At 61.3% G+C, this 14,490-nt stretch carries 14 protein-coding genes; 3 read left to right on the forward strand and 11 right to left on the reverse strand.

The genetic code is table 11. The annotated features are described in order from the left end of the window. Positions 1-8: 8 nt before the first annotated feature. The 3 genes from AC097P_RS20770 to AC097P_RS20780 form a co-directional block, all read right to left on the reverse strand. The gene (locus AC097P_RS20770) at positions 9-467 is read right to left on the reverse strand and encodes a (2Fe-2S)-binding protein (RefSeq protein ID WP_479612348.1); all 459 of its coding nucleotides are present in this window, start codon (positions 465-467) and stop codon (positions 9-11) included. Between the two features lie 202 nt (positions 468-669). Next, on the reverse strand, positions 670-3,120 hold the full coding sequence (locus AC097P_RS20775) for a protein kinase domain-containing protein (protein ID WP_479612349.1): 2,451 nt from the start codon (positions 3,118-3,120) through the stop codon (positions 670-672). Between the two features lie 134 nt (positions 3,121-3,254). Further along, a complete protein-coding gene (locus tag AC097P_RS20780) occupies positions 3,255-3,560 on the reverse strand; it encodes a hypothetical protein (protein WP_479612350.1) in 306 nt (101 codons plus the stop codon). 132 nt (positions 3,561-3,692) lie between these two features. On the opposite strand from AC097P_RS20780, the gene ompR reads away from it, so the two are divergent. Continuing rightward, positions 3,693-4,424 (forward strand): osmolarity response regulator transcription factor OmpR, encoded by a 732-nt coding sequence (ompR, locus tag AC097P_RS20785; RefSeq protein WP_479612351.1) that lies wholly within the window; start codon positions 3,693-3,695, stop codon positions 4,422-4,424. Positions 4,425-4,725: 301 nt separating this feature from the next. Beyond that, positions 4,726-6,084 carry a sensor histidine kinase gene (locus tag AC097P_RS20790; protein WP_479612512.1) on the forward strand — a complete coding sequence of 453 codons (1,359 nt, stop codon included), beginning with the start codon at positions 4,726-4,728 and terminating at the stop codon, positions 6,082-6,084. Between the two features lie 43 nt (positions 6,085-6,127). Here AC097P_RS20790 and AC097P_RS20795 read toward each other — a convergent pair whose 3' ends face one another. Next, a complete protein-coding gene (locus AC097P_RS20795; protein ID WP_479612352.1) occupies positions 6,128-8,176 on the reverse strand; it encodes an oxidoreductase in 2,049 nt (682 codons plus the stop codon). After that, positions 8,169-8,648 (reverse strand): 2-C-methyl-D-erythritol 2,4-cyclodiphosphate synthase, encoded by a 480-nt coding sequence (gene ispF, locus AC097P_RS20800; RefSeq protein ID WP_479612353.1) that lies wholly within the window; start codon positions 8,646-8,648, stop codon positions 8,169-8,171. The genes AC097P_RS20795 and ispF overlap by 8 nt, the downstream gene beginning before the upstream one ends. Before the next feature lie 239 nt (positions 8,649-8,887). Between ispF and AC097P_RS20805 the strand changes: the two genes are divergently transcribed. Then, positions 8,888-9,499 carry a hypothetical protein gene (locus AC097P_RS20805; protein ID WP_479612354.1) on the forward strand — a complete coding sequence of 204 codons (612 nt, stop codon included), beginning with the start codon at positions 8,888-8,890 and terminating at the stop codon, positions 9,497-9,499. Positions 9,500-9,618: 119 nt separating this feature from the next. Here AC097P_RS20805 and AC097P_RS20810 read toward each other — a convergent pair whose 3' ends face one another. The 6 genes from AC097P_RS20810 to ispD form a co-directional block, all read right to left on the reverse strand. Continuing rightward, on the reverse strand, positions 9,619-10,119 hold the full coding sequence (locus AC097P_RS20810; protein WP_479612355.1) for a DoxX family protein: 501 nt from the start codon (positions 10,117-10,119) through the stop codon (positions 9,619-9,621). Between the two features lie 2 nt (positions 10,120-10,121). Next, positions 10,122-10,910, reverse strand: a complete 789-nt coding sequence (locus AC097P_RS20815; protein ID WP_479612356.1) for an HvfC/BufC family peptide modification chaperone — start codon at positions 10,908-10,910, stop codon at positions 10,122-10,124. Further along, complete coding sequence (bufB, locus tag AC097P_RS20820) at positions 10,907-11,746, reverse strand: MNIO family bufferin maturase (RefSeq protein ID WP_479612357.1); 840 nt, start codon at positions 11,744-11,746, stop codon at positions 10,907-10,909. The genes AC097P_RS20815 and bufB overlap by 4 nt, the downstream gene beginning before the upstream one ends. 84 nt (positions 11,747-11,830) lie before the next feature. Continuing rightward, a complete protein-coding gene (gene bufA2, locus AC097P_RS20825) occupies positions 11,831-12,091 on the reverse strand; it encodes a BufA2 family periplasmic bufferin-type metallophore (RefSeq protein ID WP_479612358.1) in 261 nt (86 codons plus the stop codon). Between the two features lie 279 nt (positions 12,092-12,370). Beyond that, positions 12,371-13,714: an ABC transporter substrate-binding protein gene (locus AC097P_RS20830; RefSeq protein ID WP_479612359.1), complete on the reverse strand. Its 1,344-nt coding sequence runs from the start codon at positions 13,712-13,714 to the stop codon at positions 12,371-12,373. A 30-nt stretch (positions 13,715-13,744) separates the two neighbouring features. Beyond that, on the reverse strand, positions 13,745-14,470 hold the full coding sequence (gene ispD / locus AC097P_RS20835; protein WP_479612360.1) for a 2-C-methyl-D-erythritol 4-phosphate cytidylyltransferase: 726 nt from the start codon (positions 14,468-14,470) through the stop codon (positions 13,745-13,747). Between the last annotated feature and the right edge of the window lie 20 nt (positions 14,471-14,490).

The raw sequence follows: 14,490 nt of genomic DNA on the forward strand, positions 1-14,490 counted from the left end.
TGATCTCCTCAAGCCAAAGTTGCCGCGGCTGCGTGGATGGCGCTGCGCACGCGGGCGTAGGTGCCACAGCGGCAGATGTTGCCGGCCATTGCGGAGTCAATGTCGGCGTCGCTGGGCTTTTTGTTGGTCTTGAGCAGTGCAGTGGCACTCATGATCTGGCCGCTCTGGCAATAGCCGCACTGCACAACGTCGTGCGCAACCCAGGCAGTCTGTACCGCCTGGCCAACCTTGTCGCCGGCTACGGCTTCTATCGTTGTGATCTTCTTGCCCGCCGCGGCGGAAATAGGAGTGACACAGGAGCGAATGGCAGCGCCATCCAGGTGCACGGTGCAGGCACCGCACAGGGCGGCACCGCAACCAAACTTGGTGCCGGTCATGCCCAGCGTGTCGCGCAGGGCCCAGAGAATGGGGGTAGAGGAATCGGCATCAACCTGTGTGTCTTTGCCATTGATATTGAGCGTCGGCATGGATTCTCCTGGGTCTGGAATCGCGGCCACGGTGGCCGGGTCGGCCGAATGTAATCGAATTCCGAGAAACTTGCTCAACAGTGCCGGTCGGTGTCTCGACAGGCCGCGGAGGCCACAAATCCGCGCCGGGCCGCCCCAAGCGGATTTAGTCCCCTCGGGGGGCAGCGACCCGCATAGCGGCGGAGCGTGGGGGCCAATTCTCTTAGCTGGATTGCTTGAAAGCCATGACCGCCTGGTTGCGCAAAGTGCGTAGCAGAGCCAACTCTTTTTCATCCAGCTCCAGGGAACCGCGGGTTTTCTTGTCGGCGTAGATCAACCCAAAAGGGGCACCACGGATCATCAGCGGCAGCAGCAGGAAGGTGGGAGCATTCAGACCCCTGCGGTACCAATCGGGCAACCGCTGCGCCAGCCGTGGCTCGGTAGCATCGCTGATCATGGTGTCGGTGCCCTTGCTGCACACCACCGCAAACAGGTCTGGCATAGCGGCTTTTAGCGGAACCTTGAAACCCTTGGCAAAAGCCTCTACGCCATCGCCCAGGCCAAAGCGGCCGGTCATGGTCTCGGTCTTGGCCTCGCGCATGCAAAAGATGATGTGGTCGAAGTACAGGGCACGGATCATGGTCTCCAGAATCATGCGCAGCACATCGGAGAGTTTGAAGTCCTCCACCATGGCATTGGTGATGTCCTGTATGCCAGCGGTCAATATCTGTGTTACCTGGGACTGGCTCGGCGGTAGGGGCGCCTGGCCTCCAGGCAGCGCGGTGCTCGTCGCGTGCAATTCAAACGCCGCGAGCCCGTTGTCTGCGTCGGGTTGGTGGGATCCATCATCGTGAGCGCCGGCCGTTGGCTGGGTCAGCAGGTTCGCACCGGCCGAGCCGGGGGTCACGCGAATTTCCATGGCGGCAGCCAGCTCGATCAGCTTTTGGCGGGCCACCGTGGTCGCAGCCTGGACTGCCTTGGACCCGACACCAAGGGCCGACGTGTATTTGCGTGTAACGGCCTGCACGCGCGCGTCAACATCCTTTGGCGCGGAATGCAGCAACACGTCGGCAATTTCGTTGGCGGCCAGCGCGATCCAGCGCATGCTCTCGTCATGGTCGGTCGGCGCCTTGGAGGGAACTGTGCCGGTGGGCCTGCGCATGCAACACTGAATGCTGGGCGGAAGCCCCCAGGCCTTCGCGATGCCCAAGCCCAGATCTTCAAAGCTCAAGCCAAGTACGTTGACGGCTGCGGTCGTCTCGTTGACTGGTTCACGCGTGGACTGAACCATCTTGCGCACTTGACTGGCCTCTTCCGGGAAGTAAAACTGCACTAACAGCCGACCCAGGTTCTGAAACATCGCACCAATGAAAGCCTCTTCACTGGCGCCTGCCGCAGGGCAGAGTTCGCCGCCAATAGCACCCGCCATAAGGCAGCGCAGAAATTCGTCCTTCAGTTGTCCGGCATGGGCCTTGTCCTGCATATGCTCCAACAGCACAAGGCTCAAAGCCATATTGCGTATACCGTTGAATCCCACCAGGTTGACAGCACGCGATACCGTGTTGATTCCCCCGCGCTGCCCAAAATGCGCGCTGTTCACCATGCGCAGCAGTTTGTTGGTCAGCGCTACATCCTTAAGGATTTCATTGGTAACACTATTAACACTTTCGGTGTCCGAGTTGGCCATGTTCTGAATCCGCACGACCGAATCCGAAAGCGCCGGGAAATCGCTCTTGTGGCGCATGCGGCGTAGCAGGAAATCAAGCGTGCTGTTGCTGCCCGCGCCGGCTGCAGTCGCCGCAGGTTTGGCCCATTGCTCAAGTTCCGCCTGGAACGCACGTGCGGTGGGGAACCGCTGCCGGGCATCCCGCGCCAGCGCCCGCAGCACGATGGCACGCAAACGGTCGTCCACGTCTGCGTGCATTTCCACCGGCAGGACCATCTCTTCATGGACCACACGGTAGATTGCGCGGTACGGATCGGGCTCGTCAATCAACGGCTTTCCGGTCAGTAGTTCGGCAAGTATCACGCCCGCCGAAAAAATGTCCATGGACGCAGAAGGCGCTCCTCCGTTTGCAGCCTCAGGGGACAGATACCCCACCGTGCCGCCGCTTGGTACGACCGGATCGCTGCTGTGACGGTCCGGAATCCGGGCCGCGATGCCGAAGTCCAGTACGCGGGCGCGCCCGCTGGCGTCTACCAGCACGTTGGACGGCTTCAGATCCCGGTGCACCACATTGACGGCGTGGGCTACAGCTACGGCGTCCAGCACGTCGCGCATCAGCGCCACTGCCTCTTGGGGAGCCATGGCCCCTCGCTCCTTGAGGAGCTGGTCCAGCGTGTTGCCGGCGATGTACTCAAACACCAGATATGGCTGCTGGTCATGGATGTCGGCTTCATAGACCGGGACAATATTGGGATGCTTGACCCGCCCCACGCTACGGGCCTCTTCCAACCACTGGACCAGAGCCTGCGGATCGGCGTCACCGCCTGGGCGCATGACCTTGATCGCGACCTCTCGCTCCATCCGGGGATCGAAAGCCAGCCAGACGGTGGACTGCGCGCCCCGCCCCAGCACTTTGCGCAACTCAAACCGGCCCAGCATGTCAGAGACGCGCAGAGCACCGGTGGATAAAGTGGAACGACCGTTGGAAAATGTGGGGAAAGCAGCCATGCTCAGATGGAAGGGACGGTGCGCAGTGTGGGCTTCATGACCACAGTATGACACCCGATGGCCGCTCAGCCAAGCGCCCTTTCCGGGGATAAATACCCTCTTATTCGACGATGGAGACTATGCAAGTGCTGACGCTATTGTTGACGCAACTGCTGACGCAACTCAGCCCGCTCCTGGTCACTCAACAAGCGCGTGGCCGGCCCAGGTGCTTCTCGTACCAAGACAAGCTCCGGTTGTGAACGCAGCGACGCTCTGAGCATGGCGCGGCGTTGCACGGTGTCCAGATCACGCGACGGTTCGCGCGGAGCGGGCTTCGCCGGTTCCGGTGACTCTTTGCCGGACTGCGCATAAGCCGCAACCGCCAGCAAGGCCAGAAATAGCAAAACAGAGCGTGGCTTAAACATGTTGTTCGGGATACCCATTTGCGGTGCGCTTTTCATGCTGACCATTGTTCGACTGTGCCCCGCAACAATCTGCCGATTTTTGTAACTTTATGTCAACGCCTCCAAATTAAGCAGGATAGGCCTCCGGAACCGCGCAAAATCACGGCTGTTACAAATTTCAGACCACATATGCAGAATACGACAACCCGTCCCAACAAGATCCTTGTTGTGGACGACGATACCCGCATCCGCGACTTGCTTAGGCGCTATTTGTCACAAGAAGGTTTCGATGTGTTGCTGGCAGAAGACGGTAAGTCTCTGACCCGTATCATGTTGCGGGAAACAGCCGACCTGATCGTGCTGGACCTGATGATGCCCGGCGAAGACGGTCTATCAATCTGCCGCCGCCTGCGTGCCGCCGGTGATGTAACCCCCATCATCATGCTGACAGCCAAGGGCGAAGACATCGACCGCATCGTGGGTCTGGAGGTCGGCGCCGACGACTATCTGGGCAAACCGTTCAACCCCCGTGAGTTGCTTGCCCGCATCCACGCTGTGCTGCGCCGCCGCCCGGTACCCGAGGTTCCCGGCGCACCTTCTACTGAAAACGAAGTGGCGCGTTTCGGCGTGTTCACCTTCGACCTGGCAGCCCGCACGCTCCACAAGGAGGGCAAAGAACTGACGCTGACCACCGGAGAGTTTGCGATGCTGAAAGCGCTGGTACGCCACCCACGCGTGCCACTGTCGCGCGAAAAACTGGCCCAGCTGTCGCGTGGGCGCGAATTTGAGCCCTTTGACCGCAGCCTGGATGTACAGGTTTCGCGGCTGCGCAAGCTGATCGAGAAAGACCCGGCCTCCCCCCACTTCATACAAACTGTATGGGGCGTAGGCTATGTGTTTGTGCCCGACGAAGCGGCTTAGGGCCTGCTCGCACTATTTTTGCAAGATGCGTTGCGGATCAAAAAGACCATGCGCAAGGCGCGAAACGAAGCCGGGGTTTGCCCCGGCTTCGTTTCGCAACGCCGCGCATGGCCTTTTTGGCTGCAACCCGAAGGGAATGGGGTGAAAACAGCGCCACCCGTCGTTGCACTCCTAGCCCAGACAGCCAGTCTGGGCGTCGTCGCGCGCCTAGATTGGCGCTGTTTTGACCCCATTCGCACTTGCAAAAATAGTGCGAGCAGGCCCTAGCTTGGGCTTTTTTGCCGCCCAGCAAACGCAAACGGTGTCGCAAGACGACTCCGAGTACGAACCTACTCCGGTTGGGCTGAATCTCTTTTGGCGGACCTTTTTCCTGATCGCTGTGCTGCTTATGGGCAGCATGCTGGCGTGGCTGCAGACCCTGCATTCGCTGGAGTTTGAGGCGCACGCGGTAGGTACCGCCCAAGAGCTGGCCTCGCAGGTCAACCTGAGCCGTGCAGCACTGGTCTACTCCGACGCCATAGCCCGGGTCGCGTTGCTCAAAACCATGAACGACCAGGAGGGGCTGCGCATCGTCCCGCGCGAGCCCAGCGACAAGTTCACGTTGTTTGACGGCGACGCGCTGAGCCGGCGTGTGGCCAGTGAACTGGCCAAGCGGTTGGGCGCGGGCACCGTGGTGGCCAACAGCGTCAACAACCAGACCGGACTGTGGATTGGCTTTGTCATAGACGGAGATGACTACTGGCTGCTAACCGACGAAACGCGCTTTCGCGCGGCCGAGGGCAAGACCTGGGGAGTCTGGCTGGCGGTGGCCACTGCGCTGTCGCTGGTAGGCGCTGCGCTGATTGCCCGCCTGATCAACCGGCCGCTCAAGCAGCTGTCGTTTGCCGCCAGCCGTGTCCGCGAAGGCGATTTCGAGGCCAGCCGGCTGGACGAGAACGTGCAGACCGGAGAAATACGTGAGGTCAATATCGGCTTTAACCGAATGGCGCAGAGACTGGCCAAGATTGAGCAAGACCGGGCTGTGATGCTGGCCGGTATTTCGCACGATCTGCGCACACCCCTGGCCCGGCTGCGGCTGGAGACCGAGATGAGCGTCACGGACCTGGATGCCCGCGCCCACATGTCGGCCGACATCGCACAGCTGGACGCGATCATCGGCAAATTTCTGGACTATGCTCGCCCCGACAGGGCCAAGCTTGCGCCCGTCGTGCTGGCCGACGTGGTGGAAGCCTGCATCTACTCCTACCAAAAGCAGACCGACGTGAAGATCAAAGTGCAGCTGGAAGACAACCTTCTGGTTATGGCTGACGAAGTGGAATTGGGCCGCATCCTGACCAATTTGCTGGAAAACGCGCGCCGCTATGGTAAATCGGTGGATACCGGTATCGCCCGCATCCAGTTGGCTGCAATATCCCGTGACAAATGGGTGCTGATCAAGATACGGGACCACGGGGTAGGTGTTGCGCCGGAGCAACTTACCAACCTGACCCAGCCGTTTTATCGCGGCGAAGCAGCCCGCACCGCAGCCAACGGCGCGGGGCTTGGGTTGGCCATTGTGGAGAAAACTGTGCAGCGGATGGGGGGTGCGTTTTCGCTAGGCAACGCGCCTTCCGGTGGCCTGTCGGCCAACATCCGTTTACACCGCGTCACCAGCGCTTGAATGTTGCCCTGGTCACCTTGGGGCAGCCCGGTGTGACTAGCCCCTAAAGACTGGCTGCCAGGGTTGCGCCTTCCCGGATGGCACGCTTGGCATCTAGTTCACTGGCCAACGCGGCGCCGCCAATCTTGTGAAAGCGCGGCGCGCCCGGTACCAGGGCTGTATCGGCGGGCATCAGTTCGGTCAGGGATTCCTGCCCCGCACACAGCACCACATGGTCCACTTCCAACACCTGGGGCGCGCCGTTCACCGTAATATGCAAGCCGGCATCATCGATGCGGACATATTCCACACCCGCCAACATCTTGACGCCGTTGCGCTGCAACACGGCACGGTGCACCCAGCCCGAGGTCTTGCCCAGGCCGGCGCCCACGCGCGTGGTCTTGCGCTGCAACAGGTAGAGTTCACGGTAGGGCTGGGCCGGCGCTGCGGGCACCAGGCCGCCATGGGCTTGTGCCTGTAAATCGACACCCCACTCCTGGCACCAGTGCTCAACCGACACCGGCAGGGCCACGGCCGGGTCGTGCAGCAGGAATTCGCCCACATCAAAACCAATACCACCTGCGCCGATGATGGCAACACGCTTGCCCAGCGTAACCTTGCGCTGCAGTACATCGAGGTATGACACCACGTTCGCCCGCTCCACACCGGGAATGCGCGGCGTGCGCGGCACAATGCCGGTGGCCAACACGATGTCGTCGAACCCCTGGGCTAGCAGTTCCTCTCGGCTGACGCGCTGGTTGAGCTTGACGGTAACGCCGGTGATCTCCAACCGGCGCGCGTAGTAGCGCAGCGTCTGCGCAAACTCCTCCTTGCCAGGGACCTGCATCGCGATGTTGAACTGGCCGCCTACGCGGTCGCTGCTGTCAAACAGTGTCACGTCGTGGCCGCACTCAGCGGCGACCGTGGCGGCGGACAGTCCGGCCGGCCCGGCCCCCACGACGGCGACCTTCTTTTTCTGCGCGGCCTTGCGGTAGACCAGTTCGGTCTCATGCGCGGCACGTGGGTTGACCAGGCAGCTGGCACGCTGGTTGGCAAAGGTGTGGTCCAGGCAGGCCTGGTTGCAGCCGATGCAGGTGTTGATTTCGTCCACGCGTCCAGTGGCCACCTTCGTGACCCAGTCCGCGTCCGCCAGGAAGGGGCGCGCCATGGACACCATGTCCACACTGCCGCTGGCGATCAGCGCCTCGGCCTCGTCCGGCATATTGATGCGGTTGCTGGCAATCACCGGCACCGTGACCGCCAGCTTCAGCCGCGCGGCCACGCTGGCAAATGCCGCGCGGGGTACGGAGGTGACGATGGTCGGCGTGCGCGCCTCGTGCCAGCCAATGCCGGTGTTGAACAAAGTCACGCCGGCGGCTTCGAGCGCCTGGGCGACCTGCACCACCTCGGCCCAAGTGTTGCCGCCCTCCACCAGATCCAGCACGGAATGCCGGTACATCAGGATGAAATTCGGCCCTACCGCGGCGCGCACTTGGCGGACGATCTCTACGGCCAGGCGCATGCGGTTCTCAATGCTGCCGCCCCATCGGTCGGTGCGCTGGTTGGTGCGGTTGCACAAGAACTGGTTCAGCAAATAGCCTTCGCTACCCATGATCTCGACACCGTCGTAACCGGCCCTTTGCGCGAGCTGGGCGCAGCGCACATAGGCCTTGATCGTGGACTGGATGCCGCGCTCGGTCAAAGCCTTGGGCTTGAACAGGGAGATTGGGGATTTGATGCTGGAAGCCGACACCACAAACGGCTGGTAGCCATAGCGCCCGGAGTGCAGGATCTGCATCAGAATCTTGCCGCCCTCCTCGTGTACCGCCTGCGTCACTTTGCGATGGTTGCGCACGTCAAAGACTGAATTCAACGTGCCGCCGAATGGCAGCAGCCAGCCCTGGCGATTGGGAGAAATGCCACCGGTCACGATCAACCCGACCCCGCCCTTGGCCCGCTCCCGAAAATACGCTGCCAGTTTGGGGTAGTTGTAGAACCGGTCTTCCAGCCCCGTGTGCATGGAACCCATCATCACGCGGTTGCGCAGCGTGGTGAAACCCAGGTTCAAAGGTTGCAGCAGGTGGGGGTGGGCGGTGGTGATGTGGCTAGACATGGGTGAGCAGCACGATCGCGCGCGCCTCCATGGCTACGCCCTCACCCACTGGACCCATCTTTTCGGCCGTCTTGGCCTTGACATTGACTTGGTCCACGTCCACGCCCAGCACCTGGGCGATGCGCGCGCGCATCGCTGCGATGTGCGGTGCCAGCTTCGGTGCCTGTGCAATCACCGTGCTGTCCACATTGCCGATTGCAAAACCTTTTTCACGCACGCGCCGCGCCGCTTCTGCCAACAGCACGGTGGAGTCTGCACCTTTGAAACGGGCATCGGTGTCCGGAAAATGGGTGCCGATGTCGCCCATGGCTGCTGCACCCAGCAGCGCATCAGTGATGGCGTGCAACAGGGCGTCAGCGTCCGAGTGGCCCAATAATCCCCTGCTGTGGGGAATGTCGACACCGCCCAGTACCAGCCGTCGCCCCTCGACCAATGCATGGATATCCCATCCCTCTCCGATCCGCATATTCATGGTGCCGCTGTCCTGTAGCCATTAAAAGACGCGATTATCGGTCTGGCGCCCTACCAGACCGCTAACACGCCATGGGTGGTTGCCTTTGCGATGTTGTAAACCCCGAAATCGCAGCTATACAGTGTCTATGCTTGGCTGGTATCGGCGCGTGGGTGGACAACGACAATCCACCCACGCAGCCCATGGCACAGAGCGCAGCGTTACATTAACGGCTTGATCAAAAACACCCTATATCCGAAATGAAGAAGTTAACTGTCCTGGCCCTGGCCATTGTGTTGGCAAGCGGCACGGTGCATGCGCAAACCACTGCGGCTTCCGCACCCGCAGCGTCCACCGCGTCCAAAAAAGAACTGGTCGCCCGCGTACTCGTGCTGCAGCAGCCAGCGATAGAGCAAACCGCGCAGGCCATTGTCGAGCGCCCTGCCGTCCAGATGCAGCAACAAGCTTTCATGGCTCTACAAACCCGCGTGGCACCCGAGAAGCGTGAGGCGGTCGCCAAAAGCATACAGGCCGATCTGAAGAAGTACGTTGATGATGTCGCCCCTGGTGTGCGGCAACAAGCCATCAAACTGGCGGCAACGACGATCGGCACCATGCTGGAGGAAAAATTCACTGAGGATGAACTCAAGCAATTGATCGCCATCATCGAGTCCCCGGTCAACAAGAAATTCTCGCAAATGGGCGGAGAGTTTCAGAAGGCACTGGGCGAAAAGCTGGTAGCTCAAACTCAGGCCAGCGTAGGGCCTAAGGTAAAGGCGCTGGAGCAGTCAATTTCTGGTCACCTGGGTCTGCCAGCAAATCCAGCGGCCAAGGGATCTGAGCCCGCCTCGACTAAGGCGCCGAAGAAGTAGCTTGCGGGTGGGGGGGTAGCGGCGCTAACGTCTTCAGCCGCTACCGGCCTACCGAGAACAGCAGCGCAGACGGCGTACCGTACTGCGTTGCTCCCATGGTGGTGAGCTACCAAGGTGCATCAGTCGACTCCTGCAAAACGGGGCCACCACCAAGCGTCCAGCGACCACTTTCCGGGGCCCCATAACAACAGCGCCACCAACAGTGCGCCCCAGAACTGGTGCTGCTGCAAGGCCGCCGGCGCGATGTCGGTGAGGCTGAGCACGGCCATGATATTGATCGCGGTCAGGCTCAACGCAGAGAGGCGCCCGCACAGGCCAAGGATGAGCAGCACCGGAAAAAACAGTTCCCCAAAGGTACCTGCGTAGGCAGCCAAATCGGGTGGCAGCAGGGGCACATGGTATTCGTCCCGAAACAAAGCCAGCGTGGTCTCCCAGTCCATGATCTTGGTAAGGCCGGAGCGGAAAAACGCCAGACCCACAAATAGCCGGGCAGCCAGCGCAGCCGGATCCTGCAAACGGGTGAGTAAGCCCCTTGCGGATCGCAACAGCGGCACGGCCTTGCGCTGCCAGGGAACGGTAAGTGTCGGCATGGTGTGGGACATGGTTCGGGAAGTTGTCATGGTCAGTGAGTCTCTTGCGCAATGGTTTGCAGGCCGCAGACCACGCCGGTTTCCAAGAAGCCGCGCAGCAGCGCGGCGGCAGTGGGCGCAGCTTCGTCCGCGCCCACGGTTTCAACGAGCGCCTCGCACAATTCGCCAAAAGCGTGGCCACTTTGCAAGCCGCACGCAAATGTGGATTCGGCGTCCGACAGCGACTTCCACCGCGAGTGCTGGCTGGCATCTCGCCATACCAGCATGCTGTGGGCCAGTGGTTCGGGCGCGGGCACATCTTCATGCCCAGCTTTCAGCGCGTGCCACACCGGGCCAACTGCCCATTGCAGTGCCAGGACTTGCACGCTGGGGTGCAGCGCAAAGCGAAGCTCAGGCCATAGTTCAGGCGGCACGGATGCAAGTGCATCAGGCGTCCACGGCCGTGCAGGCGCGGCATCAAATGCCGTACGCAGAGCCCACTCCATACGCGCCACATCCACCACGGCTGCATGCTGTATCCACTCTTCGTTTTGGGCCATGAAGTCCGGCAATTGGTGGCCAAACCAGCGCAGCGAATAGTGCTGCGACGGATGGGCGCCGATGTAGGCATCGGCCAGCGCGTCAAAATCATCGTCGCCCATCACCAGCGGCAAAACTTCATAGTTTTCGCGCAGAGCACCACGTAGGCGAGCACGGTAGGCATTCAGGTAGATACCAAACTGTGTGTCGCCACGCGCGCTGAGCAAGCCGGGCGAAGCAGGCAGGTTGTGCAGAAGTGCGGTCTGGAACTGCAGTTGCGTGGCAAGCAATGCAGCGCTCATGCTGCGCACTCCTCTGCCACCAGCGCCTGCGCATGCACCGCGCGGGCCTGGTCCAACTCGTCCAGCAGTTCGTGGAGTGCGGGTATGTTGTCGTCACGCTCGATCATCGTCGGCACGCTGCCGCAGTGCTGCAGGGCGTGGGCATACAGCTGCCACACCGCCTCGCACACCGGGTGGTCATGCGTGTCGATCAAATATCCATTGTGGGTTTCATGGCCGGCCAGATGGATCTGGCGCACCCGCTCGGCCGGTATGGCCTGCAGGTAGGTCAGTGGGTCAAAACCATGGTTGACGCTGCTGACATAAACATTGTTGACGTCCAGCAGCAACTCGCAATCGGCGCGGCGCAGCAGCTCAGCGATGAAGGTCCACTCGGGCATGGCGTCGGCACCAAAAGCCACATAGGTCGACAAATTCTCAATCACGAGGCGCTGGCCCAGAAAGTCCTGCACACGCAAGATGCGCTGGCTAATGTGGTGCAAAGATGCTTCGGTATACGGCACAGGCAACAGGTCGTGCATGTTGAGCCCGTTGACGCCTGTCCAGCAAAGGTGGTCCGACACCCAGGCGGGCTGCACACGGTCGGCAAGCGCCTTCAGGTCTCGCAAGTAGTTCAAGTTAAGCGGGTCAGTGCTGCCAATGTTCAGCGACACGCCGTGCATCACCATGGGGAAATCACGGCGTATACGGTCCAGGTGCCACAGCGGGGCGCCACCGGGAACCATGTAATTTTCAGACAGTATCTCCAGCCAGTCGACACGGGGTTGGGCTTGCGTTTCAAACGCGGTGTAGTGCTCGGTGCGCAGCCCGACACCAAAACCTTGGATGGATTGCATGAGAGCTATCGATAGTGAGAAGATGGAGAGGAGGCCCAACGTACCCCATATGGGAAGGGTGCGCTGGGCGTAGGGAATCTCTGCTTACTTGACGACCTTGCCGCCGGCGGCAGTGCATTCCTTGGCAGACGCCTTGCTGTTCCAGCCCTGGCCCTTACAGCCATTCTGGCCCTTGCACTCGTTCTTGGCCGTCTTGCAGTCCGACGTGCCCTTGCAGCTGTTGATGCCGGCGCAATGGACAGTCATCTCCTCGGCGGCCTGGACCGTGGTGACTGTGCCACCCAGGGCGAACAGAGCGGCTGCGGTGCTGGCCAGGGCGATAGCGGATTTCATTTTGGATTGCATGGTATTTCCTTGAAGGGTTTAAACAATTAGAAGAAGTCAATGTGCAATAAAGGCTTGCGCCATGGGTGCTTTGCTCCCGCTTGCCTTCGTCAGTCGTGCCTATTGGCGATACCTTACACAGCAGTGCAAAAAAAGCCAAAGAATTGCTAAGTTTGCGGGAAAACCCTAAAAGATCCCCTATCCCCGAGGGGGGCTTCCGCTCTGCAATACGCACATAAAAACAGCCCACCGCCCGCATGGGACGCGCGTAACCCGCTACTCAAACGATAGCAAACTCTACTACCCCGGCTTTCCTGTCAGCAGTCCTGCACCGCGCATGATGGCGCTGACCCGAGGCACGATGTCGCTCAGCGCTTGCGCCACCGGCTTGGCGCCAGTCATGCCTTGGTGGATGGCCGCGCCCAGCGGGCCCTGGTTGATGTCGTCCCACGGCGCGATGATGGGGCGCCAGTCGGGGTCGGCATAGCGCAACTGCTCTTTCAGCGTGATGTACTCCGGGTATTGGCGCACCAGGTCCGCGTCCGACAACGTGGACAGGCGCGTGGGGGCGCCGCCCAGGCGGCAGACGGCCTTGTCCTGTGCTTCGGAGGTAAGCCACTGCATCAGTAAAAATGCGGCGTCGGCGCGTTTTGCATTGCGAGGTATGGCCAACCCCAAGCCGCCCGATTGGGACGAGTGCCGCACACCCTTGGGATGCATCACGTAACTCACTTTGCCATCGATCTTGGACGATGCACCCTTGACCGGACCGAACACCACCGTGGAATCCAGGTACATCGCCGCGTCGCCCTGCAGGAACGACTTCAACATGTCGCCCTGGTTCATGTTGGCAGCGCCGGCGGGGCCGGTGTCGACGATGTCTTTGAGCAGTTGCAGTGCATGTACTCCCGCCGTGCCTTGAAACGTCGGATGCCAATGTGCATCAAACACGCGCCCTCCCAGCGGGTTCAGGTGCAGCAGCCATGCATGCACGCACTGGTGGCCGGTTTCACCGCGGGTGGCCAGCGCCCCCATGCCCGCCTTGTCGCGCAGGACCGGCAACAGCGCCTGCAGCTCGGCGTAAGTGGCAGGCGGCTGCAAGTTGAGCTTGGCAAACACATCGCGCCGGTAGGCTAGCACCGAGGTCTCGGCACCATACGGCAGGCCATACAACTGTGCGCCCGGGCCCGGCAGGTAACCCTTGGGGCCACCGACCAGGCCCAGATTGGCCAGGTAGCCGGGCACGATGTCCGGCATCTTGTAGTTGGGATCGGCCAGCGCGGGGTTGGCAAAAAACGGAGCAAGCGGACGCAGCAGGTTTTTGCTGACGTACTCGGTCTTCCACATCACCACATAGCAGACCAGGTCCAACTGTCCGTCGGGGTTAGACAGTTCGCGCAACTGGACGTGCTTCATGCGCAGGATGGGATCTTTCAGTACCTCCACCTTGATGCCGGTGGCCTGCGTGAAGGCCGGCAACAGTTGCTGCATGGCGGCGTAGTGCGGATGTTCGGGGATGCTGATGACCACGGTCTGCCCGCGGTAGGGTGCAAACCGGTCGGCATCGGGCCGTGCGGCCATGGGCAAGCCTGCGCCGAACACCGCACAGGCGGTTTGGCCAATCATGCGTCTGCGAGAAGTCATCGTGTCACCATTTCTGCTTGCAGTATCTGCCTATGTTGCCTGGGTAGCAAGCCGCGCCTGCAGCACGGCTTGGGCCAGCGCAAAGTCCTGCGGGTAGGTGACCTTGAAGTTCTGCGCACTGCCCTCCACGAGCAACGGCGCCTTGCCAGCGAACTCCAGCGCACTGGCCTCATCCGTTACCGCGTCGCCCGCGGCCTTCAGGGCCTGCTGCAGCTCGGCAATACGGAACATCTGTGGGGTCTGGGCCAGCCATTTGTCGCCGCGCTCCACGGTTTCAGCAACCCTGCCCCCGACTTCGCGCTTCAGCGTGTCGGGTAGCTTCAGCGCCAGCAGGCCGCCTACGGCATCAAACTGGCAAGCATCGATCAGTGCATTGATCTGCTCGGGCGTGATCAGGCAGCGGGCAGCGTCGTGTACCAGCACCCAGTCCGCGGGCCCAGCGCCATGCTCCAGCAGCGCAGATAAACCATTGAATACGCTTGCAGCCCTCGTGGATCCACCACAAGCAGCTACCAAAACTGTAGCGAGCTGACCATCAAAAAACGTATCCCCCGGGGGCACTACGACCAGCACGCCGCTCAGGCGCAGCACGCTTGCAAAGGCCGACAACGTGTGCAGCACCATGGGCTGGCCTGCCACAGGCTGGTATTGCTTGGGCCCATCCGCACCGGCGCGGGAGCCGTTGCCGGCACAGGGGATCAGCGCCCATAGGCGGGCGGGGGGTGGGCTGTCTGCAGGGGTGACCGGAGCTGTCATGGAATAGGTTTTTGGTGGGC

This window comes from Rhodoferax sp. ZS1R8 (assembly GCF_056521325.1).